Origin of the sequence: Streptomyces sp. NPDC051684 (genome assembly GCF_044453445.1) — a bacterium.
Classification (GTDB): Bacteria; Actinomycetota; Actinomycetes; order Streptomycetales; family Streptomycetaceae; genus Streptomyces.
In genome coordinates this window covers 231,180-253,333 of the sequence record NZ_JBITCS010000005.1, presented here as the reverse complement: position 1 = coordinate 253,333, position 22,154 = coordinate 231,180, and the positions used below count along the sequence as shown (strand labels likewise).

The window sequence follows — 22,154 nt, the reverse complement described above, 5'->3', positions numbered from 1 at the left end:
CATGACCCACACACCTGTCGCGCCACGCGGCTCGGGGCGGCAACGCCGCGAGCCCGGTGAGGTGTTCGGCGGCGGCTTCGCGCTCTTCGCGGACATGCTGCTCGTCGGGCTGCTGACCAGCGTCGCCTGCCTGCCCGTCGTGACCGCGCCGGCCGCCTTCTCGGCGGCGTCGGCGACGCTGCGGGGCACGGCACACGGCGGCGTCCAGATCAGTGTCCGCGGATACGCCGGTGAGCTGCGCGCACGCCTCGGCGCGCGCTCCCTGCTCGCCGGGTTCGTCCCGCCTCTCGTCGCCCTGCTCCTGTTCCTCGACAGCCGACTGGTCGGCACCGGCCTGCCGGGAGCACGGGTCCTGGCGCCCGTCCTGCTGGTGCTCGCCCTGGGCGCGGCCGTCGTCGGGCTGCGGGCGACGGCCCTGGAGGCGCCGCATCGGCTGACCGCGCGGGAGGGGCTCATCCGCTCGCTCGCCGATCCGCGCGGCAGCCTGCTCCTCGCGGGCGCCGTGGTCCTGGCCCTGCTCCTCGCGTGGGCGATGCCGGTGCTCGTCCCGCTGCTGCCGGGACCGCTGGCGTTCGCCGCGACGGCCGTCGACCTCCGCTCCCCCACGGGCCGACCGGCGCCCTGACAACCCCGTTCCCGTCCTCAACAGCTCCCCACACCCACGGAGTTCTCCTTGTCCCACACCCACCTCGACGTCACAGGACACCCCCGGCCGCAGCTCGTCCGGGACCCCGACTGGCACGACCTCTCCGGTCCGTGGCGGTTCGCCCGGGACGACGCCGACCGCGGCCGCTCGGAGCGCTGGATGGATCCGGCTGTGACGTCGCCGTACGCCGACGTGGTGACCGTGCCCTACCCGCCCGAGTCCGAGGCGTCCGGGGTGCGCGACGCCGGTTTCCACCCCGTGCTCTGGTACCGGCGCACCGTCGACGTGCCCCGGCCCGCCGCGGGCCGCCGCCTGCTGCTGCACTTCGGCGCGGTCGACCACCGCGCCGAAGTCTGGGTGGACGGCCGCCTGGTCGGCCGCCACGAGGGCGGTCACACCGGCTTCTCCTGCGACGTCACCGACGTGCTCGACGCGGACGGCGAGCACGTCGTCGTGGTGCGCGCGGAGGACCAGCCGCTCGACGTCACGCAGCCGCGCGGCAAGCAGGACTGGCACCGCGACCCGCACGTCATCTGGTACCACCGCACCTCGGGCATCTGGCAGCCCGTGTGGCTGGAGGAGGTGCCCGAGCTGCATGTGTCGACGCTGCACTGGACACCCGACGTCGCGAACGCCCGCGTACGGTGCCGGGTGCGCCTCAGCCGGTGGCCCGCGTCGCCCGTGCACGTGTCGGTGTGTCTCACGCTTGGCGAGCGCGTCCTCGCCGACCAGCGGACCCTCGCCGAAGGACAGGAGACGACGTTCGACATCGCGGTGCCGGCGCTGCGCAACGGTCAGGACCTGGAGGGCGTGCTGTGGAGCCCGGAGCACCCGCACCTCGTGGACGCGGCCGTCGACGTCACCGAGGCGGCGGACGGTGCGGTCGTCGACCAGGTCTCCTCGTACCTCGGGCTGCGGGACATCGGCTGGGACGACGGGCTCTTCCTGCTCAACCACAAGCCGTACTTCCTGCGGCTCGCACTCCAGCAGGGCTACTGGCCGGGCTCGCACCTCGCAGCGTCGGCGGACGAGCTGCGCCGGGAGGCCGAACTGGCCAAGGAGATCGGCCTCAACGGGCTGCGCATCCACCAGAAGATCGAGGATCCGCGCTTCCTGTACTGGGCGGACCGGCTCGGCCTCGTACTGTGGGGCGAGATGCCATCGGCGTACGCGTTCGGCACGACCACCGTCGAGCGGGTGGTCGCCGAGTGGACCGAGGCGGTGTCCCGCGATCTGAGCCACCCGTCGATCGTCGCCTGGGTCCCCCTCAACGAGTCCTGGTCCGTACCCCATCCGGCGCTGGTGCCCGAGCAGCGCCACTTCATGGACGCCCTGTACCACCTGACCAAGGCCATCGACCCGTCGCGGCCCGCGGTCTCCAACGACGGCTGGGAGATCTCCGCCGCCGACATGTGGGGCGTGCACGACTACACGCAGCGCGCCGACGTGCTGCGTGAGCGGTACGGCCATGCGTCGCTGCGCCAGGGCGATTTCACCGAGCGGTGGCCCGGCGTCCGGCGTCTCACGCTGGACGGGGTGCGCCACGAGGGGCAGCCCGTGGTCCTCAGCGAGTTCGGCGGTGCCACCTTCGAACCGGCCGAGGGTGCCGAGTGGTTCGGCTACGACACGGTCGCCAACGACAAGGAGTTCGCCGAGCGGCTGTCCTCCCTGGTGGCGGCCGCGGTGGACTCGGGGCTCGCCGGTTTCTGCTACACGCAGTTCACCGACACCGAGCAGGAGGTCAACGGCCTGCTGACGGCGGACCGCACGCCGAAGCTGCCCCTGCCCGAGCTCCGGGCGATCCTCACCCGCACGCGCGGCTGACCCGGTCACGGCCGGTGGGGTGTCCTCGGACGACGTATCGTCCGAGGACACCCCACCGTTCCCACCCGACCGTTGACGCCCGACCGTTGACGCCCGCAGACCAGAGATCGAATACTGAGCCCCTGCCACTTGACAACGTTGTCTCGTGATTCGCGAAAGAGGTCCTGCCCATGCCGCACCACCTCCCGCGGCTCCATCGCCGCAGATTCCTCCAGGCCGTCGGCCTCACCGGTGCCATGGCCGCCCTTCCGGCCATCATCGGGGCGAACCCGGCGCGGGCCGCGGGCCGTTCGTCCGCTCTCCCGGACGACATCGCGGCCACCTACCACCGGGTGCTGCTCGACCACACCCGCTGGTCCGAGACCCAGTGGGACGCCGCGCTCGGCCACTACACGGCCAAGGACTTCGGGTTCGCCGTCGTCCTCGGCAACGCGGTCCTGCTGACGCAGGGCACGTACGACGCGGACCGGGCCGGCATCGACCGGGACACCCTCAAGGCGCGCACGCTCGCCACCATCCGGCACTTCGCGGCGTCAAACCGGCTCACGGGCGGCACCGAATGGGGCCGCAAGCTGTTCTTCGACACCACATTCCAGTCGTACTTCGTGCTCGCCGCGCGCCTCCTGTGGGGCGACCTCGACGCCACCACGCGCGACCGGATCGACACCATCACGCGCGAACAGGCCGCGTACACCACGTCCTTGGGAACCGGCGACGACCCCGACTCGGGCGACTGGACACCGAACGGCCTCAAGGGCGGCCACGTCGGCGACACCAAGCTGGAGGAGATGGGTCTGTACGCCCAGACCCTCGCGCCCGCCCTGGCCTGGGCCCCCGACGACCCCCGTCACGGCGACTGGGAGTCCGGCTACGGCACATGGTCGCGCAACGAGGCCGGACTGCCGCCCGCCGACCTGGCCAACCCGGCGCTCGTGGACGGCGTGCGTGTCTCGCGCAATACCGCGCGGAACCTGTACGACACGTTCATCGTCGAGAACCACGGTTCCTTCGGCCCGCACTACCAGGAGGAGTTGTGGCGCACCTCGGGCCGGAACGCCGCACACTTCCTCGCGGCGGGCCGACCGCTGCCCGAAGTGCTGACGAAGCAGCCGAACGCCGAGCCGCTGTGGCGCACGCTCCTTGGTGTCATGAGCGACGCCGGCGAACCGCTGATGCCGATGGTGAACGACCGCGAGCACCTGTACGGCCGGGATGTCATCCCGCTCGCGTTCTTCGCGCAGGTGGTGGGCGACCGGGCGGCCGCACGCGCCGAACAGGCACTGGCCGAACGCCTTGAGGCGTACCAGAAGTATCCGCCGGAGCACCGCCTGGCCAAGTTCTCCGGTGAGCCGAAGTACGAGCCGGAGGCGCGCGCCGAGCTGGCCATCAGCTACCTGCTGCACGTGTGGGCGGCCGAGGAGGGGCGCCACCCGGTCCGGCCCTACACCAAGGAGGAGCTGTTCGCCCATGCCTCGGGTGTCACGGACTTCGGCACCGGGCCCGGCCTCGTCTCGCACCAGACACGGTCCGCGTGGGCGGGCGCCGTCAGCAAGCCGGGTTTCGTGAAGTTCGCCTGGCAACCGGCGCACGACGACTGGCTGTTCAAGCTGAGCGGCGCGACCCCGATGTTCCTCCCCTCGTCCAAGGGCAAGGTCGCTCACCGGGCGGTGCGGCTCTACGAGTCGCTGCGCGACGGCTTCGACGGCAGCGCGAGCGTCCTCCAACTCGACGGCGGCTACGCGGGGTTCGCGACGCTGCCGACGGGCTCGGTCGTCTACGCGACGAGCGGGACCGGCGCGGGCGAGGGCCACCTGGAGATCCACAACCTCACGATGCCGGGCATGGCGGGGCTCGACGGGTCGCGCACGTACCGCTTCGAGGAGGGCAGCGCCACCGTGCGGGCCCAGGACGATTCGGGCCCGACGGCACGCGTCGACACGGTCGAGGTCCCGCGCACGGCGGTGCGGCACATCCGGATGCTCGGTGTGCGGCCCGACCCGGCGTACGGATACTCGCTGTTCGCCCTGGAGGTGCGCGACGGCGCGGACGGGGCGGACCTGGCGCGCGGCGGGACGGCGTCCGCGTCGTCGAGCGAGACGGGCAAGGGGCCGGGACTGGCCGTCGACGGTGATCCGGCGACCCGGTGGGCCGTCTCCAAGGCCGACCGCCCGCGCGCCGACAGCTGGCTCGCGGTGGACCTCGGCGCGACGCACGACGTCGACCGGGTGACACTGCGCTGGGAGGCCGCGGCGGGCCGCGCCTACCGCGTCCAGGGCTCGACGGACGGCGCGACGTGGGAGGACCTCGCCACCTGGCCGAAGCCTGAGGTGAGCAGTCGCGGCGGCTGGCTCGACATCGACGGCCGGGCCGGGCTCGTCGTCCGTGGTGGCACACATCCGCTCGCGGTGTACGGCGACACCATCATGGCGGCGGACGGCCCGGCGGCGCCCCTCGTGGTCGAGGGCTTCGCGGCCGCGTCGGCGAGCACTCTGCGCGACCGTGCCCGCACCCCCTCCCCCACCGCGAAGGCCGCCGACGCGCAAGTGGCCGTCACCGACGACCACTTGGCCCTCTTCAACCTGTCGGGCGGACGGATCACGACCACGGTCCACGTTCCGCAGTCCGGTGGCCGTCGCACGGTCTTCCAAGGCGACCAGAGCGTCACCGACGACGGTGTCACCTACCGGGCGGACCTCGCCGCGGCCGAGGCGGTGCTGCTCGCGCCCCGGTTCACGCTCGCCCCACTGCCGGGCGACCGGCTGCCCGCAGGTCTGCGTGTCCGCGTGGTCGACGGCGCCACCCTCCGCCTGTCCGGCGCCGCGTGCCGGGTCCGCGTCGAGGCGCAGGGGCGCACCGCCGTGGCCACGGTGTCCCGAGCGCGCGAGACGACGCTGCACCTCCCCGGCGCCACCGCCTTCCCGCTGGACGACCGGGCCCTCGGCCGGACCGTCTTCCCGACGAGCCCACTGCCCGAGGGCATGTCCGATCCGGCCGCCGCGGTGGACGGCGACCGCGGAACGTCGTGGCGGCCGGGGCCCGGCGGGCGTCTGGTCGTCGACCTCGGCGAGGAAGTCGCGCTGCGCAGCGTGGAGGCGGAGTGGACGGTCGGCGGCGCGCCCGCCGCCGAGGTGGAACTCAGCGCCGACGGTATCGACTACCGGGTCGCGGGCCGGCTCTCCGGAAAGCGCCCGGACCGGACGCTGTCCCTCACCTCGGCCACGGCCCGCTACGTCGCCTTCAAGGTGACCGGCGACCGGGCCACGGACGCGCGGCTGGTCCGGTTGTCCGTGCGCTGACCTGCGTAGCACCTTCTCCTGAGAAACCCGGCCGCCCATGTGCGGCCGGGTTCCTCGGCGTGCTCAATACGCGTGCGCAGCAACCCCGTTGAACCTCGGAAATCTCCGTACGACCCCTTGACCTCACTCGGGCGCCGCCCCCACAGTTCTCGTTAATGCGCATTACCTAATACGCATTACCAACCACGGACACCCCGAGGAGCGGCAGGCGTGGAGCAACCCAGGAAGCGGGCGAAGCCGGGGCGTGCCCCCGCACCGGCCGGCCGGAAGTCCCGTCCCCGGCAGGCCGAGGTGGCGCGGCTCGCCGGTGTCTCGCAGGCGACCGTCTCGCTGGTCCTGAACGCCCGCCGCGACGGCAAGGGCGCGACGATCTCCGAGGAGACGCGGCAACGGGTCCTCGACGCGGCGCGCAGCCTCGGTTACGTTCCCGACCCCGCCGCCCGCCGTCTGGCGGCCGCCCGCAACAACCTGCTCGGTGTCTTCAGCTTCACGTCGACGTTCCCGACGGATGTGCAGCACTCGTACTACCCGTTCCTGGTGGGCGTCGAGCAGGAGGCCGCCGCGCGCGGCTACGACCTGGTCCTGTTCACCGCGTCCAGCGGTGGCGGCCCCGACGCGCTCAGCAGGGTGCGGCTCGCCGACGGCTGCCTCTTCCTCGGACGACACGTGCCGCGCGCCGAGCTGAAGCGGCTCGTCGCCGACGGATTCCCCGTCGTGCACCTCGGGCGCAGGGAGGAGCTGGAAGGGCTCGCCTGGGTGGGCGCCGACTACGTGAGCGCGAGCCGTGACGTGGTCGCGCATCTCGCCGGGTTGGGGCACCGCCGCATCGTGCTCGTGCGCGAGGACGACGACGCGCCCGCCTCCACGGACCGTCAGCAGGGCTTCCTCGACGGGCTCGACGCGGCGGGGCTCGCGGGCGGCCCCGATGCCGTGCTGCGGTGCGCCGACCCGGTGGCCGAGGTGACGGTCGAGCGGGTCCGCGCCCTGGTCGCGGACGGTGTCACCGCGTTCGTGGCGGAGGAGACGGACACCGGTGCGGCGTGGCAGGCGCTGAGCGGGGCGGTGGCGGAGGCCGGGCTGTCGTGCCCGGGGGATGTCTCCCTGGCGCTGCTCGGCAGCCCGCCGCCGGAGCTGGCCCAGGGGCCCGTTCCGACCGGATTCGACGTGCCCCGGCACGAGTTGGGCGCGGCGGCGGTGCGTCTGCTGTCCGCCCAGGTGGCCGGCGAGGAGACGGACGAGCCGTTGGTGGCCTGCGAGTTCCGGACCGGTCTGACGGCCGGGCCCGCGCCCCGCCGCTGAGCCACACACGTACGGCACACACCAACAGCACACGCCCAACAGCGCACCCCCCCCCAGAGCACACACATACAGAGCGACCCGAACAGCACGAAGGAGTCACGTGTTTCCCGAACCGGAGATCCTCATCGTCGGCGGCGGCCTCGGCGGTGTCGCCGCGGCGCTTGCCGCCTGCCGCGCCGGGCGCCGCGTCGTACTCACCGAGGAGACCGACTGGATAGGCGGGCAGCTCACCGCGCAGGCCGTGCCACCGGACGAGCACCCGTGGGTGGAGCAGTTCGGCACGACGGCCTCGTACCGGGCGCTGCGCGAGGGCATCCGCGCGTACTACCGGCAGTGGTATCCGCTGCGCGGCGAGGCGTTCGCGCTGCCCGAGTTCAATCCGGGCGCGGGCCGGGTCAGCAAGCTGTGTCACGAGCCGCGGATCGCGCTCGCCGTCCTGGAGGGCATGCTCGCGCCGCACCGGGCGAGCGGACTGCTGACCGTACTGACGGAGCACAAGGCGGTGTCCGCCGAGTCCAACAACGATGTCATCACAGCGGTATCCGTGCGGGATCTGCGCACCGGCATCGTCCGCGGGTTCACCCCTCCCTACGTCATCGACGCCACCGAGACCGGTGAACTGCTGGCGCCGGCGGACGTCGAGCACGCCAACGGGGCGGAGGCACAGGCGGAGTTCGGCGAACCGCACGCGCCCGCCGCAGCACAGCCGGAAAACCAGCAGGGCATCACCGTGTGCTTCGCGCTCTCGCACCACGAGGGCGAGGACCACACCATCGAGCGGCCCGAGGACTACGACTTCTGGCGCTCGTACCGGCCCGACTTCTGGCCGGGCCCCCTGCTCGGCTTCGAGGCCCCCGATCCGCGCAGCCTGGAGCCGGTCCCCCGCACCTTCGAGCCGAACCCCGAGCAAGACCCGCTCGCCGTGAGCGCCGACCAGAGCGCGGACGCGGGAGACAAGGAACTGTGGGGCTTTCGCCGGATCCTCGCGCGCAAGCTGCACCGGCCGGGCGTCTTCGACTCGGACATCACGCTCGTCAACTGGCCTTTGAACGACTACTGGTTGAAGCCGTACATCGGGCAGGAGGCCGAAGCGCTGCGCGAGGCACGGCAGTTGTCGCTGTCCGTCCTGTACTGGCTGCAGACCGAGGCCCCGCGCGCCGACGGCGGCACCGGCTTTCGGGGTCTGCGCATCCGCCCCGATGTGACGGGCACGACGGACGGCCTCGCGAAGGCGCCGTACGTGCGCGAGTCCCGCCGTATCAAGGCGGTGACGACGGTCGTGGAGCAGGACGTCGCCATCGACTCCGTCGGCCCGCACGGCAGGACGCGCTACCGGGACTCGGTCGGTGTCGGCGGCTACCGCATCGACCTGCACCCCTCGACCGGTGGCGACAACTACATCGACGTCGGCTCTGTGCCGTTCGAGATCCCGCTGGGCGCGCTGGTGCCTCGGCGGGTGCGCAATCTGCTGCCGGCCGGCAAGAACATCGGCACCACCCACATCACCAACGGCTGTTACCGGCTGCACCCGGTGGAGTGGAACATCGGCGAGGTCGCGGGCGCGCTGGCCGCGCACTGCCTGGCCGAAGACGTCACGCCGCATCAGGTGCAGGCGGAGGACAAGCGGTTCGACGAGTTCGGGCGGCTGCTCGACCGGTCGGGCGTGCAGCGCCACTGGCCCGATGTGCGCGGCTACTGACTTTCCATCCGGTACGCGAACGCACGAGGAGGTGCGTACGACATGAGCACACAGATACGCGTCGGGATCGACGTGGGCGGCACGTTCACGGACGCCGTCGCGGTCGACGGGGCGACGCTCGACCTGGTGGGCCAGGTGAAGGTGCCCACGAGTCACCATCATGAGGACGGTGTCGCGCACGGCATCGTGCAGGCGCTCGACCGGCTCCTCGCGCAGGTCGACCGCACCCCTGCCGATGTGACGTTCCTGGCGCACGGCACGACACAGGCCACGAACGCGCTCCTGGAGGGCGACGTGGCGACGGTCGGGCTCGTCGGCATCGGCACCGGCGCGGGCGCGGTGCTGACCCGGCGGCTCGCCGCGCTCGGCAAGCTCGACCTCACCCCCGGCAAGAAGCTGCCGCTCGCGTACGCGCACGTCACGGACCCGTTCGACGCCGACGCGGTGCGGGCCGCCGTGGCCCGCGTACGGGAGGAGGGCGCCGAAGTCCTCGTCGCCACCGAGCCGTTCGGCGTCGACCGGCCCGACGGGGAGCAGGCCGTGCTCGACACGGCACGGTCCTCGGGCCTGCCGATGGCGGCGGCGCACGAGATCACGTCGCTGTACGGGCTGCACAAGCGGACCCGTACGGCCGTGGTGAACGCGGCGATCCTGCCGCGCATGCTGGCGACCGCGGAACTCGTCGACTCCTCGATCACCAAGGCGGGGGTGAGCGAGCCGCTGATGGTGATGCGCTGCGACGGCGGTGTCATGTCGCTGGCCGAGATGCGGCGCAGGCCGCTGCTCACCGTGCTGTCGGGTCCTGCGGCCGGGGTCGCGGGCGCGCTGATGCAGGAGCGGATCAGCGAGGGGGTGTTCCTGGAGACGGGCGGCACCTCGACGGACATCAGTATCGTGCGGCGCGGCAAGGTCGCGGTGCGGCACGCCACGATCCTCGGCAAGACCTCGTATCTGAACGCTCTTGATGTACGCACGGTCGGTGTCGGCGGCGGGTCGATGGTGCGGATCGGCGACGGGAAGGTGACCGGTGTCGGACCGCGCAGCGCGCACATCGCGGGCCTGCCGTACGCGTGCTACGCGACGCTCGACGAGCTGCGGGATGCCGAGGTCGCCACCGTGGCGCCGATGTCCGGCGACCCGGACGACCATGTGGTGCTCGACGCGGCGGGCGGCCGGTTCGCGCTCACGATGACGTGTGCGGCGAACGCGCTCGGCCGGGTCCCCGAGGGCGACTTCGCGCGCTGCGACCAGGAGGTGGCGCGGGCCGCGCTCGCCCCGCTGGCCACCCGGCTCGGCACCGATGTGGCGGGCGCGGCGCGCGCCGTGCTCGACGCGGGGGCGGCGCAGGTGCGGACGGTCGTGGACGCGATGGTCAAGGACTACCGGCTCGACCGCGACACCGCCGTGCTGGTCGGCGGGGGCGGCGGCGCCGCGTCCGTCACCCCGCACCTCGCGTCGATGTGCGACATGGAGGGGCGCATCGCCCGGCACAACGAGGTGATCAGCCCGATCGGCGTGGCCCTCGCGCTGGTGCGCGAGCAGGTCGAGCGGATCGTGCCCGGCGCAACGCAGGAGCAGATCCTGGCCGTGCGCGCCGAGGCCGAGCGGGCGGTCGTCGCGCAGGGCGCCGCGGCCGACGGTGTCGAGGTCGAGGTGACGGTCGACCCGCAGACCAGCACCGTGCGGGCCGTCGCCACCGGCGCCACCGAACTGCGCACGCAGGACCGGGCGCACCGGGCCGACGACACGGAGCGGCTGCGGGCGGCCGCCACCAGCCTCAAGGCACCCGGCGAGCGGGTCAGTGTGCTCGCGGGCACCGAGGCGTACACCGTGTACGGCACCGAGGTGAAGCGCCGCCTTCGGTCCGCGCGGCGCCCTGTACGGGTCGTGGACGCGGACGGTGTCGTGCGGCTCGGGGCGCCGGACGCGCGGGTGGAGACGACGACGGTGGGCGCGGCCGGCGAGGCCCTCGCGGCGCTGGTGCGGGACGCCACCTCCTACGGCGACGGCGGGACGCGGTCGCCCGCGGTGCGGTTGCTCGTCGGCGGCCGGATCGCCGATCTGTCGGGAGTGCTCGAACCGGACGCGCTGCTTGCCCTGGCGCGCAGCGAGTTGCGGGCGCGGGCGGCCGACGAGCCGGTGGTGGCGGTCGTGGAGTCCCGCGCATGAGCGGCGACGCCGGCCGGGGCCACGACCTGGATCTGGCGGTACGGCTACTCGCCGGCACCCCGACGCACGAGGGCCGGGACCCGCTCGTCCTACGTCAATGGGCGCTCGCCGCCGAGGAGTTCGGGGCGCGACTGTCCCCCGGCGCGATGAGCGCGCGGGTCGTCGAGCACCAGGACGGCGGGCTCGGCGAAGGGCTCCTCGCCCGCTACCGGTCGCGGCCCGCGCAGATCGAGCTGTACGTCGACACCATCGAGCGCGCCGAACGGCTCGTCGACGAGCGGGGCTGGCGCGCCTGGTTCCCCGAGGGTTCGGTGCGGGCGGCGGCGCTCGCCCACGAGCGGGCCCATGAACATCTCCACCACGCGCGCGTGCGAGCCGAGTTCAAGCGGGCGCTCGGCCACACGGCGCTGCGGATCGGGCGGCGCCGCGTGTTCGCACACGTCGCGGGCGCCGACGAACTGGCCGCGCACGCGTACGCCCGCGTCACCTGTGGCCTGGGCCGCAGTCCCCTGCTGCTCACGGAGGCCCTGGGCGCCGCCGTGACACCTCCCGACAGAGCCGTACGCCCCGACAGAAGCGAGAAGTGACATGGGTGTCGTCATCCTGCTCGTCATGGCGGCCGGAGTCGCCGCCATGCTGAGCCGCAAGCTCCCCACCGCGTTCGCGCTCGTGCTGCTCGCCGTGGTGATCGCCTTCCTCGCGGGCGCGCCGTTGACAGGCAAGAACAGCGTTCTGGACACCGTCCTCCAGGAGGGCGCCCCGGCGCTCGCCTCGACGATGATCGCGATCCTGCTCGGCTCGTGGCTCGGCAAGCTCCTGGAGGAGACCGGCATCGCGGGCACCCTGGTCCGCAAGATCGTCGAATTCGGCGGTGACCGGCCGGTGTTCGTGGCGCTCGGGGTGCTCGCCGTGTCGGCGCTCGTGGGCACGGTGACCGGGTCCGCGCCCGCGGCGATGCTCGCCGGACTCATCGGGATCCCGGCGATGATCGCGGTGGGTGTCCCGAAGGTGACGGCCGCCGGGACGATCCTGATGGGGATCGCCGTGGGCATCCCGTTCGAGCTGCCGGTGTGGCAGTTCTTCTCCACCGCCCTCGATCTGCCGATCCCGACGGTGCGCGGCTTCATGGTGAAGTTGTTCCCGTTCGCCCTGGTGGCGGCCCTCGCCTACGTACTGATCGAGTCGCGGCGGCGCGGCGTGGAGCACACGTGGTCGCTGCGCTCGGTGCAGGACAAGCCGCGGGCCCGCGCGCGCAAGCCGCTGGGCGACGCCCCCTGGTACGCGCTGCTGACACCGGCCGTCCCGCTGGTTCTCGCGCTCGGCTTCGAACTGGCCATCATTCCCTCGCTGTTGGCGGGTGTGCTGTACGCGCTGGTGACGACGACGCGGCCGCGCGAGATGAACCGTCGGCTGCTGCGCACCCTGTACGGCGGCTTCGAGGTGGCCGCCCCGCCGATCACGCTGTTCGTGGCGATCGGCATCCTGCTCGCGGCGGTGAACCTGCCGGGCGCGGTCGACGCGCTCGAACCGCTGCTGAAGTCGGTCAGCCCGCAGAACGCGGTGTTGTTCGTGCTCGTCTTCACCGTGCTCGTGCCGCTGTGCCTGTACCGCGGGCCGCTCAATGTGTTCGGCCTCGGCGCCGGCATCGCGGGTGTCCTCATCGCCACCGGCATCTACCCGGCGGTCGCCGTCCTCGGCATGGCGACCTCGTACAACCAGGTCTTCGGCGTCGCCGACCCGACCAGCACCCAGACGGTGTGGAGCGCCCAGTACGCCGGTGTCTCGCCGCAGCAGGTGATGGTCCGGACCCTGCCCTACGTGTGGGCGGTGGCGCTCGGCGGACTGTGCGTCACGGCCGCGACCTACCTCTGACATCAACGCAACCGAGGAGCTGACCATGCACCGTCGTACGTTCCTGCGCGCCGCCGCCGTCACGGGCCCCGCCGTGGCCCTCGGCGGGCTCCCGACCCTTCCCGCCTCGGCCGCGCCGGGCGGATTCCCCGACTACACCTACGTCCGCACGCTGCTCTCCCCCGCCGACCTGACGTACAACCCGACGGGCGAGATCATCTTCCCGACCGTGCGCGGTGTCTACGACAAGCTGGCGAAGCCGCTGGGCCGCTACTACCTGTACTACGCCCCGCACGACGCGCCCGGCGGGATCTGCCTCGCGTACGGGGACTCGCTGGAGGGCCCCTTCACCGAGTACCCGGACAACCCGATCGTGTCGAACGACTGGTCGCCGCACTACTCGGTCAGCCACGTCTCCTCTCCGCACGTCCTGTGGATGCCCCAACACCGTGAGTTCTGGCTGTACTTCCACGGCGAGAACACCACGACGCGGCTCGCCCGCTCGAAGGACGGTGTCCACTTCACGTACGACAAGGTGGTCCTGTCGACGTCGATGATGCCGACGGGCACCACCGAGACCTCGTACGCCCGGGTGTTCGCGCACGAGCTTCCCGCGCGCGGCGCGCACTACGTGATGCTGTTCATGCTGAACAACACGACCAACCACCGCGACATCTGCTGGGGTTGGTCCGCCGACGGCCGGAACTGGACCTTCGACCAGACGCCGCTCGTACGGCACTCGGACGTCGGCGCGGTCAACGTGGGCGGCCCGCACCTGCTCACGCGCGGTGGCTCCGCCTTCGTCGTCTACAACAAGGACAAGGAGAGCGGCGGCGACCTCATGATCACGGAGGTCGGCGCCGACTTCTCCCTCCGTAAACACCTCGGTGTCTTCTACGACTCCCATGCCTCGGCCCCGGAGAACGGCCGGGCGGCCGCTCCCTCGTTCGGCACCCAGAGCGGGGTGCCGTACATGGTGTACGAGGCCGGGGAGCGGCTCGCCGGGGCGATCGCGGTGGCCCGCGGCTGACGCCCGTCAGTCGCTCGCGGGGGCGGCGGCCGGGGTGTCCTGCGCGGATGCCGCCGGTGCCGCGTTCGGTCGGCGCCACGGGCCGCGGAAGAACAGGGACGCCGGGACGAACACGGCCATGCAGCACCCGCAGACGATCAGCCAGGCGCGCCAGCCGCTGGACTCGACGACGCGGGGCACGACGAGCAGCACCACCACGCCCATCGCCTTGGTGAGGAAGGTGAACACACCCCAGGCGGTGCCCTGGAGGCGTGGGTCGACGTCCTCGGCGTTCTCCGAGAAGTTCGCCATCCACGGTCCGTAGGCGCAGCCCATCACCCCGCCGAGGAGCGCCCCGGTGAGGGCGATGTGCAGGTGCGAGACGTCGTCGCGGCCGACCAGGCCCGCCAGGTACGCGGTGAGCAGCACGCTGCCCACGGTGCCTCCCACGCAGAAGGGCTTCCGCAGTTGCAGTCGGTCGGAGAGCCGTCCGGTGGCGACGAGCGTGACGATGTTCAGCGTCCAGAACGCCGCCATGATCTTCGAGGCGGTCGCGGCGTCGAGATGGAAGCTCTCCGCGAGCATCGTCTGCCCGTACACGACCAGCGTCACGTACAGCACCAGCCAGCACGCGATGCCGACGACGTGGGCCCAGATGTTCCGGTGCGCGAACAGGTCCCAGGCGCGGGTGGGCTTGGTGTGGTCGGCGCGGCCGAGGGTCTCCCGTTCGGACTGCACGATGCGGGCGCGCAGTTCGGGTGAGAGGTCCGCGATGTTGAAGGCGATCACCACGGAGAGGACGAGGGACACCGCGCCCATGATGACGAACTGCGAGCGCCACGAGTCGTCGAACAGCGGCAGCGTGAGGCTGGCGACCGCGGCGGCCAGGAAGCTCGCGCCGACCGGGCCCCAGGTCCAGAAGCCGAAGGCCTGGGCGCGGCCCATCCGCGGCGAGAAGTCCCGCACCAGCGGCGCGGTGCCCGCCATGGCCATGCCGTCGACGACCGACAACACGGCTCTGACGGCGAGGAGTTGGCCCGCCGAGTGGACGGTCGTCATCAGGAAGCAGCAGCCCGCGGTGAGCATCAGGAGCGGCACGATGAGCCGCACCCGGCCCACGGTGTCGGTGAGCCGCCCGCCGACCATCGACGCGACGGCGCCGGCGACGAGCGCCAGGGCGGAGACACCGCCGTAGGTGGTCAGGGAGATGTCGAGGTCGTCGAGGAGCAGCGGCACCACGGGCGCGATCTGGCCCTCGTAGGAGGCGATGAGGACCGCGAGGACCGCCATCGACAGGATGCGCATCCGCTGTCCTGCGTCCGGGTACTGATCGAGCTCGCGCACCCGGAAGAGCCCGGGGCGCGGGCGCCGCCCGGTCACTCGCCGATCCCACCGAGTCGTACGTGCCCCTTGATGAGGTTTCGGGCGATGGTGCGCTTCTGGATCTCGTCGGTGCCCTCGAAGATGCGCAGCAGCCGCAGCTCGCGGTACCAGCGTTCGATGGGGAGTTCCTTCGTGTAGCCCATGCCGCCGTGGATCTGCAGGACGCGGTCGACGACCTGGTTGGCCATCACGGCGCCGTTCAGCTTGGCGATGGAGGAGGCGTGCCGGGCATCCATGCCCTGCTGAGCGCGCCAGGCCGCGTACAGGGTGAGCCACTTCGCGGACTCGATCTCGACCTGGGAGTCGGCGATGTGCCACTGGATGGCCTGGTAGTCGGCGATGGGACGGCCCATGGAGTGCCGCTGGCGGGCGTAGTCGACGCCCATCTGGAGCATGCGCTCGGCGGAGCCGATGGCGCGGGCGGGGATGAGGTAGCGGCCCTGGCCGATCCACTGCATGGCGAGCTGGAAGCCCTTGCCGACCTCGCCGAGAACGTTGCGGCCGGGGACGCGCACCTCGTCGAAGACGAGGGAGGCCGGGCCCCACTGGCCCATGGTCTCGATCGGTTCGGACTTCCAGCCCATGTCGCGGTCGACGAGGAAGCAGGTGACACCGCCGTCGGCGCCCTTGTCGGGGTCGGTGACGGCGAACACCATCACGAAGTCGGCCTCGTTGCCGCCGGTGATGAAGGTCTTCTCGCCGGTGATCAGCCAGTCGTCGCCGTCGCGCACGGCGCGGCTGCGGATGTTGCGGGCGTCGGAGCCCGCACCGGGCTCGGTGATGGCGAAGCAGGAGCGGCGCTCGCCCTCGATGGTGGGCATCAGGTACTCCCGCTTCTGCTCCTCGTCGCAGGCGTAGAGGATGTTGTCGGCGCTGCCGCCGAAGCCGAAGGGGACGAAGGTCCGGCCCGTCTCCATCGCGATGATCGCGGACATGACGGCGCCGAGGTTCATCCCGCCGTACTCCTCCGGGGTGTTGACCCCCCAGAAGCCCGCCCTGCGGGCCTTGGCGCGCAGTTCGTCGACGACGTCGGGTTCGACGCCCCGCTGACCGGCCCGTTCGTTGCGCAGCACGTCCTGTTCCAGCGGCATCACCTCCTTGGTGATGAACGCGCGCACGGTGTCCCTGATCTGACGTTCCTCGGTGGACAGCGAGAAGTCGACCATGGAAGTGCCCCCTCAATCGCGGAACGGGAAGCCCGGGAATCCTGGAACGGGAATCTAGGAATGAGTTCAAGTTGCCCGCGCCCCGGCGGTGGGTCAAGAGGTCGGAACGAGTTCAACCGGCCTTCTGGCGCTCACAATTGCCTGATTCTAAAATTTGGTTCGGTACGACAATGGGTGCGCAGGGGGTGACGACCGGATGACACGCAAGGCGGAGCGGATCGCGGCCAAGGACAATGCCTGGCAGTGGAGCCGCACGGAGCAGACCCGCCGCAACCTGCTCGACGCCGCCCGCGAGGTCTTCTGCGAGCAGGGGTTCACCGACACGGCGATCGTCGCGGTGGTCCGCAGGGCCGGTTCCAGCGTCGGCAGTCTCTACCACCACTTCGGCGGCAAGACGGAGCTGTTCGTCGCCTTGTGGGAGGACTACGAGAACTCCCGCGAACGGGAGGCAGCCGAGGCGGTGGCCGCGGCGCGGGCGGCGGGCGAGTGCGATCCGCTGGAGCTGTTCCTCGTCGGCACCCGCAGCTTCCTGGAGGGCTGCTGGCGGCGGCGCGATCTGATCGAGCTGTGGATGGACGGCGACGGGCCGCCCGGTTTCGAGCTGATGCGCCGGGCGCGCGGACGCGAGTGGATCCGGCAGAACTCGGTGCTGCTCGAAGCGGGCAGCGAACCCGTGGACCGGCTGGTGGTGGGCGTCCTCACCTCCGTCATCGGGGAGGCGGGCCGGGAGATCGGCACGTGTACGCGCAAGCGGGACGCGGACGCGATCTGTCACGCCACGCTCGCGCTGATCCGCCGCCTCGACCCACTGCACATCGATCCGCTCCGGATCACCGACCCCCGTATGCACCGACGTACGACGCACTGAAGGGAACACACGTGGCACAGACCGAGGACGAGGCGCCCTACTTCACGCGCACGACGGCGACCGCGGACATCGCGGACTCCGTCGCCTCCGCCGACTCCGCGGAAATCTTCGTGCCCGAGTCGCACGCGCGCGGCTGGTGGGCGCCCGACACGGTGCACGGCCGGCTCCTCGGCGCGCTCGCGGCGCGGGCCCTTGAACGCGAACACGCCGAGGAGGGGCTGCACTTCGCCCGGCTCACCGTCGATCTGTTCCGCACCGCGCCCTTCGCCCCAGTCGGTGTCACCACGCAGCGAGTGCGCGACGGGCGGCGGATCCGCGTCGCCGACGCCGTCGTGCACGGCGGCGACGGGAGGCCACTGGCGCGGGCGAGCGCCGTACTGCTGCGCACGGCCGCACCGCCGCCGGGACACATTCCCGCGACGGGCCCGTGGGACGCGCCGCCGGCCCAGGAACTCCTTGCCCCGCACGGGCGCACCCAGTTCCTGCGGTTCGACGAGGAGCTGCGGCCGGTACGGGAGTGGAGCGGCGATCAGCGGCGGCGCTCCTGGATGCGCGACGCCCGGCCGCTGGTGGGCGGGGAGGCCCTGTCGCCGCTGGTCCGCGCCGCGCTCGCCGCCGACACGGCAAGCCCGCTCGCGCACGCGGGCGACGATGGTCTGCGCTACATCAACGCCGACTACACCCTGTCCCTGAGCCGGCTCCCGCTCAGCGACGAGATCGGCCTGGAGGCCACGGGACACACGGCCGAGGACGGCATCGCCGTCGGGCACTGCACGCTGTACGACGCGGCGGGCCCGATCGGTTACTGCACGACGACGGCGCTCGCGAATCCCGCGCCGGAGCACTGACCCCTACAGTCCCTGCACCTGAGCGTACGAGAGGGTGTCGCCGGTGGGCCGTCGTCCTTCGCGGACGGCCCGCGCGGTGGCCACCGCCGCGCCGAGCGCCCTGCGGTAGAGCAGCGATCCGAGGCTGACGCGGCGGACGCCGAGCGCGGCGAGTTCGTCGAGGGTCGGACCGGTGGGTGAGTAGAGGATGTTGAGGGGGAGTTCGAAACGGGAGGCGATGGCGCGGATCCGGTCGGGTTCGGCGAGCCCCGGCACGAACAGGCCGTCGGCTCCCGCCTGTTGGTAGGCGGTGAGGCGCCGCTCGGTGTCTTCGTGGTCGGATCCCTGACCCAGCCAGTAAGTGTCGGCGCGGGCGTTGACGAACAGTTCGGGGACGGCCGCCTTGACCGCCGCGATCTTCGCGGCGTGCCGGTCGACCGGGGTGAGGCCGCCGTCCGCGCGCCCGTCCTCCAGGTTGATCCCGGCGGCGCCCGCGGCGCTCAACTCCCGGGCGAGCGAGGCGACTTCCTCAGGGTCGTCGCTGAACCCGCCCTCCATGTCGACGGTGAACAGGAACGAGCCGCGCCCGAGTCGGCGGGCCAGGGCGAGCGTGTCGTCGGCGGTGACGCCCGCGCCGTCCGGGAGCCCGGCCGCGGCGGCCACACCGAGGCTGGTCGTCCCGACGGCCTCGAACCCGGCGGCCACGAGCGCGGCGGCGGAAGCCGAGTCCCAGGCGTTCGGCAGCAGCAACGGCGCGTCCCCGCGGTGCAGGCGGGCGAAGGGGGTGACCGAGGGGCGCCGGTGCGCGAGGGCGCCGGAGGCCAGCGCCATGGCAAGGTCCCGGCCGGGGCAGACGCGCGGCGGCGCTCCGAAGGCGAGCGGCGCGTCGGATTCCGTGGGGGCGGCGGCCGTGGTGTCGAGGAGGACGAGGTCCCCTGCGGCGACGTCCGTACCGGCGACGCGGGTGTCGCGGGCCGCGACACGACGCAGGGTGCGGACGGGCGGGTCGTCACGCAGGGTGTCGCGGAGCAGGCGCTCGATGGGGTGGGCGTCGGCGTGGTCACCAGCGTTGGCGTGCCGTACGAGGGCGGCGGTCGCGTCGTGGGCCTGGACGAGGAGGCAGATGCGGGCGGCGGCCACTTCTTCTTGGGAATCGTGTTCCTGGGGGTCCTGCGGCTGCCCGGACGACGCCAGCAGCTCGACGAGGCGCGCCACCGCCGCGTCGGCCTCCGGGGCCTCGCCGCCGAAGTAGCCGGGCTCCACGGCTCCGACCGCCTTCGCCACGGCGGCGGGTTCGCGGTAACCCAGTGCCTCGGCAAGCGTGCTCACCACGTACGGCGCCACATCCTCGGCCGCGGGCCAACGGGTGGCCGCCGCCCGCAGCCGCGCCACGTCGAGGCGGGCCAGTTCGGCCTCCACGAGCGCGCGACGTCGGGCGTGCGCCGCGCCCCAGCTGAACCGGGGCACCTGGGCCCGCAGCCAGGCCAGGGACGCGCCCACCTTCTCCTCGGCGTCGGACGGCACGTCAGGCACCTCCGGCACCAGGCCCGGGTCGGCCAGCGCCGCACGCACGTCCTCGTAACGGGAGATCTCATGCACGGTTCGGTTCATGCCACCGACGCTAGGCGCGGAACACTTCGGGCCCGGCCGAAGCGTCACCGCACATCGGCGGCACCACGTGTTCCCCGGGCCGACCGAGGCCCCGGCCGCTACGCTCGGCCGATGTACTCGACCGAGCTGTCCCAGCACGTGAACGCCCCACGTGCCGCCGTCTACCGGGCGCTCATCGACGCGGACGCCGTCGCGCACTGGCGGGTGCCCGCCGGGATGACCAGTCAGGTGCACGAGTTCGAGTCCCGCGAGGGCGGAAGGTTCCGCGTCTCGCTCACCTACGACGCGCCGTCCGAGAGCGGCAAGTCGGCCTCGCACACCGACACGTACCACGGCCATTTCGCGCGGCTCGTGCCCGACGAGCAGGTGGTCGAGGTGCTCGCCTTCGAGTCCGCCGATCCGGCGCTGCGGGACACGATGACGATGACCACCACGCTCATCGAGGCGAACGGCGGCACCGAGGTCCGGATGCGACACGAGGGGATCCCCGACGTCGTGCCCGCCGACCAGAACGAGTTGGGCACGCGGATGGCGCTGGAGAACCTCGCCCGGCTCGTGGAGACGGACCCGCGCTTCGGCGGCTGAGCCTGCGATGGGTCCGGCGTTACTCCTGACGCCGTCAGCGCAAGGCATCGTCGAGGCTGCTCATCAGGTGCGCCACGCGCGCCTTCCCCCGTGGCGCCGCGGGATACCGGCTCAGCAGGTCCACGAGGACCGGGGTGGCGCGCCGCCGGGCTTGTTCGACGGACCGCTCCCCCGCCTCCGGGTCGCCGCCCGCGGCCAGTTCCGCCACGCGGGCCGCGCAGGCCGCAGCCCGCAGGATGTGGCCGACCTGGGTGGCCTTCGCGATCGGGTGCAGATACGCGGCTGAGGCGGCGTCGCCCGCGGCGCGTGCGGCGAGCCGTACGGCTTCGGTGTCCGCCTCCGCGGCGGCGCGGTGCGCGTCGAGCGCGGTCACCCGTTGCAGCCGCGACCGCTTCGCGCCGTCGACGAACTCCCGGGCGGCGTCGACGGCCGCGCGCGGCCGGGTGTCGTCCGGTACCGCCGCCTCGAACACGGGGAGCACCTGCTCGGCGCTCTCCACGGCGTACCGTGCGACCGCGCGCAGCTCGTCCATGGTCAGGTCGAAGTCCCCGGTCACGGTCGTCGTCGCCATGTCCCGATCCTCTCACCGCGCCGCGGCGGGTCCGCAAGCCCTGACGGGGTCGGGCCCTTCGCCTCTGTTCGGCGCCCGGCTGCCCGGGCGACCGTAGGGAGGGTCGGGAGTGGAGTGTCCGCGTGCACCGCAGCGCGCCCGCCCTTCCCGAGGCCGCCCGGCGACGTCACGCCTGGCATCCACGGAAAGGTTCCCCTCAGATGGCCACGCGCGAAGGACGACGCTTCTCCCTGCCCAGGCGGAACCCGGACGGGCCGCACCCGGAGGGACCGACCCCAGCCGGGCCGAACCCCGACAAGCGGCGCCGCAAGGACGAACGCACCCGCAAGCAGCGCATCATCCGCCGGTGCGTCTGGGGCATCGCGCTCCTCCTCGTCGTCTGTGTCGGCACGGCCGGCTGCGCGTACTGGCACCTGGACCACAACGTGTCCGGCATCGACCTGTCCAAGGTACTGACCGACGCCGACGACTCCGGCGAGCTGAACATCCTCGTGATGGGCTCGGACTCGCGCTCCGGTGACAACGGCGACCACGCCGGCGGCGACACCGGCGGCACCTCGCGCTCGGACACCACGGCCGTCGTACACATCAACGAGGACCACACCAGGGCCGAGACCGTGTGGATCCCGCGGGACACCCTCGTCGACATCCCCGCGTGCACCGACAGCGACGGCGACACGGTCCCCGCTCAGCAGGACGCCATGTTCAACTCCGCGTACGGCGAGGGCGGCCCGGAGTGCACGGTGAAGACCGTGGAGCAGATGTCCGGCCTCGAGCTGAATCACTACGTGGAGCTCGACTTCTCCGGTTTCGTGGATTTCATCGACGACATCGGCGGTGTCACCATCACCACGACCGAGGACATCGACGACCCCGACAGCGGCTTCGACGAGCCGGCCGGCACCCATCACCTCGACGGCGACGAGGCCCTCGCCTTCGTCCGCACCCGGCACGGTGTCGGCGACGGCTCGGACCTGGACCGCATCACCCTGGAACAGCAGATGGCCACGGCCGTGATCGACCAGGTGAAGGGCCTCGATCTGGTCACCCACCCCAAGCAGGCCTACGACCTCGCGTCCGACCTGACGAAGTCCCTGACCACGGACACGGGCCTGGACTCCGTGAGCTCCCTGCTGGGCCTCGGCAAGAGCTTGACCGGCATCGGCGCGGACGACGTCACCCAGGTGACCCTGCCGACCGAGACCGCCCCCAGCGACCCCAACCGCGTCGCCCCCGAGGAACCGGAGGCGGGCCAGGTCTGGAACGCACTCAAGAACGACCGACCCATCCCCTCCTCGGTCGTGCACGACCAGCGCGAGAACCCGGCCAACTCCTCGACGTCGAAGTGAC

General features: G+C 72.2%; 17 protein-coding genes. 13 read left to right on the top strand and 4 right to left on the bottom strand.

From position 1 onward, the window contains the following. The first annotated feature begins 1 nt into the window (after position 1). The 9 genes from ACIA8D_RS08750 to ACIA8D_RS08710 all read left to right on the top strand — a co-directional run bounded on the left by ACIA8D_RS08750 (position 2) and on the right by ACIA8D_RS08710 (position 13,814). Positions 2 to 625 (top strand): hypothetical protein, encoded by a 624-nt coding sequence (locus ACIA8D_RS08750; protein WP_399230056.1) that lies wholly within the window; start codon positions 2 to 4, stop codon positions 623 to 625. 48 nt (positions 626 to 673) lie between these two features. Further along, the gene (locus ACIA8D_RS08745) at positions 674 to 2,470 is read left to right on the top strand and encodes a sugar-binding domain-containing protein (RefSeq protein ID WP_399230054.1); all 1,797 of its coding nucleotides are present in this window, start codon (positions 674 to 676) and stop codon (positions 2,468 to 2,470) included. Positions 2,471 to 2,640: 170 nt separating this feature from the next. Then, positions 2,641 to 5,766, top strand: coding sequence for a discoidin domain-containing protein (locus ACIA8D_RS08740; RefSeq protein WP_399230052.1), 3,126 nt, complete (start codon positions 2,641 to 2,643; stop codon positions 5,764 to 5,766). A 210-nt stretch (positions 5,767 to 5,976) separates the two neighbouring features. Beyond that, complete coding sequence (locus tag ACIA8D_RS08735; protein ID WP_399230050.1) at positions 5,977 to 7,065, top strand: LacI family DNA-binding transcriptional regulator; 1,089 nt, start codon at positions 5,977 to 5,979, stop codon at positions 7,063 to 7,065. 100 nt (positions 7,066 to 7,165) lie between these two features. Then, complete coding sequence (locus ACIA8D_RS08730) at positions 7,166 to 8,764, top strand: FAD-dependent oxidoreductase (protein WP_399230049.1); 1,599 nt, start codon at positions 7,166 to 7,168, stop codon at positions 8,762 to 8,764. A gap of 42 nt (positions 8,765 to 8,806) precedes the next feature. Beyond that, a complete protein-coding gene (locus tag ACIA8D_RS08725; RefSeq protein WP_399230047.1) occupies positions 8,807 to 10,933 on the top strand; it encodes a hydantoinase/oxoprolinase family protein in 2,127 nt (708 codons plus the stop codon). After that, the gene (locus ACIA8D_RS08720) at positions 10,930 to 11,520 is read left to right on the top strand and encodes a hypothetical protein (RefSeq protein ID WP_399230045.1); all 591 of its coding nucleotides are present in this window, start codon (positions 10,930 to 10,932) and stop codon (positions 11,518 to 11,520) included. Before ACIA8D_RS08725 ends, ACIA8D_RS08720 begins: the two co-directional genes overlap by 4 nt. Before the next feature lies 1 nt (position 11,521). After that, entirely contained in the window at positions 11,522 to 12,805 is a 1,284-nt protein-coding gene (locus tag ACIA8D_RS08715) for a transporter (protein ID WP_399230044.1), read from the top strand. Positions 12,806 to 12,830: 25 nt separating this feature from the next. Further along, complete coding sequence (locus ACIA8D_RS08710) at positions 12,831 to 13,814, top strand: hypothetical protein (RefSeq protein WP_399230043.1); 984 nt, start codon at positions 12,831 to 12,833, stop codon at positions 13,812 to 13,814. Between the two features lie 6 nt (positions 13,815 to 13,820). Here ACIA8D_RS08710 and ACIA8D_RS08705 read toward each other — a convergent pair whose 3' ends face one another. Together ACIA8D_RS08705 and ACIA8D_RS08700 are read right to left on the bottom strand one after the other, a co-directional pair. Beyond that, complete coding sequence (locus tag ACIA8D_RS08705) at positions 13,821 to 15,173, bottom strand: MFS transporter (protein WP_399230041.1); 1,353 nt, start codon at positions 15,171 to 15,173, stop codon at positions 13,821 to 13,823. Continuing rightward, complete coding sequence (locus ACIA8D_RS08700; protein WP_399230040.1) at positions 15,170 to 16,342, bottom strand: acyl-CoA dehydrogenase family protein; 1,173 nt, start codon at positions 16,340 to 16,342, stop codon at positions 15,170 to 15,172. Before ACIA8D_RS08700 ends, ACIA8D_RS08705 begins: the two co-directional genes overlap by 4 nt. A 196-nt stretch (positions 16,343 to 16,538) precedes the next feature. Between ACIA8D_RS08700 and ACIA8D_RS08695 the strand changes: the two genes are divergently transcribed. Next, entirely contained in the window at positions 16,539 to 17,210 is a 672-nt protein-coding gene (locus ACIA8D_RS08695) for a TetR/AcrR family transcriptional regulator (RefSeq protein WP_399230039.1), read from the top strand. Between the two features lie 11 nt (positions 17,211 to 17,221). Continuing rightward, positions 17,222 to 18,058, top strand: coding sequence for an acyl-CoA thioesterase domain-containing protein (locus tag ACIA8D_RS08690; RefSeq protein WP_399230038.1), 837 nt, complete (start codon positions 17,222 to 17,224; stop codon positions 18,056 to 18,058). 3 nt (positions 18,059 to 18,061) lie between these two features. Here ACIA8D_RS08690 and ACIA8D_RS08685 read toward each other — a convergent pair whose 3' ends face one another. Further along, complete coding sequence (locus ACIA8D_RS08685; protein ID WP_399230037.1) at positions 18,062 to 19,648, bottom strand: isocitrate lyase/phosphoenolpyruvate mutase family protein; 1,587 nt, start codon at positions 19,646 to 19,648, stop codon at positions 18,062 to 18,064. 111 nt (positions 19,649 to 19,759) lie between these two features. On the opposite strand from ACIA8D_RS08685, the gene ACIA8D_RS08680 reads away from it, so the two are divergent. Further along, positions 19,760 to 20,233, top strand: a complete 474-nt coding sequence (locus tag ACIA8D_RS08680) for an SRPBCC family protein (protein ID WP_399230036.1) — start codon at positions 19,760 to 19,762, stop codon at positions 20,231 to 20,233. 34 nt (positions 20,234 to 20,267) lie between these two features. Here ACIA8D_RS08680 and ACIA8D_RS08675 read toward each other — a convergent pair whose 3' ends face one another. Beyond that, entirely contained in the window at positions 20,268 to 20,804 is a 537-nt protein-coding gene (locus tag ACIA8D_RS08675; protein ID WP_399230035.1) for a putative immunity protein, read from the bottom strand. A gap of 200 nt (positions 20,805 to 21,004) precedes the next feature. Between ACIA8D_RS08675 and ACIA8D_RS08670 the strand changes: the two genes are divergently transcribed. Next, on the top strand, positions 21,005 to 22,153 hold the full coding sequence (locus ACIA8D_RS08670; RefSeq protein WP_399230033.1) for an LCP family protein: 1,149 nt from the start codon (positions 21,005 to 21,007) through the stop codon (positions 22,151 to 22,153). The last annotated feature ends 1 nt before the right edge of the window (position 22,154 follow it).

Bases quoted from the DNA above. Each gene is read 5' to 3' on its own strand.
- ACIA8D_RS08715 (WP_399230044.1), top strand. From the start codon at position 11,522: ATGGGTGTCGTCATCCTGCTCGTCATGGCGGCCGGAGTCGCCGCCATG.
- ACIA8D_RS08670 (WP_399230033.1), top strand. From the start codon at position 21,005: ATGGCCACGCGCGAAGGACGACGCTTCTCCCTGCCCAGGCGGAACCCG.
- ACIA8D_RS08680 (WP_399230036.1), top strand. From the start codon at position 19,760: ATGTACTCGACCGAGCTGTCCCAGCACGTGAACGCCCCACGTGCCGCC.
- ACIA8D_RS08695 (WP_399230039.1), top strand. From the start codon at position 16,539: ATGACACGCAAGGCGGAGCGGATCGCGGCCAAGGACAATGCCTGGCAG.
- ACIA8D_RS08725 (WP_399230047.1), top strand. From the start codon at position 8,807: ATGAGCACACAGATACGCGTCGGGATCGACGTGGGCGGCACGTTCACG.
- ACIA8D_RS08700 (WP_399230040.1), bottom strand. From the start codon at position 16,342: ATGGTCGACTTCTCGCTGTCCACCGAGGAACGTCAGATCAGGGACACC.
- ACIA8D_RS08720 (WP_399230045.1), top strand. From the start codon at position 10,930: ATGAGCGGCGACGCCGGCCGGGGCCACGACCTGGATCTGGCGGTACGG.
- ACIA8D_RS08675 (WP_399230035.1), bottom strand. From the start codon at position 20,804: ATGGCGACGACGACCGTGACCGGGGACTTCGACCTGACCATGGACGAG.
- ACIA8D_RS08740 (WP_399230052.1), top strand. From the start codon at position 2,641: ATGCCGCACCACCTCCCGCGGCTCCATCGCCGCAGATTCCTCCAGGCC.
- ACIA8D_RS08685 (WP_399230037.1), bottom strand. From the start codon at position 19,648: ATGAACCGAACCGTGCATGAGATCTCCCGTTACGAGGACGTGCGTGCG.
- ACIA8D_RS08750 (WP_399230056.1), top strand. From the start codon at position 2: ATGACCCACACACCTGTCGCGCCACGCGGCTCGGGGCGGCAACGCCGC.
- ACIA8D_RS08710 (WP_399230043.1), top strand. From the start codon at position 12,831: ATGCACCGTCGTACGTTCCTGCGCGCCGCCGCCGTCACGGGCCCCGCC.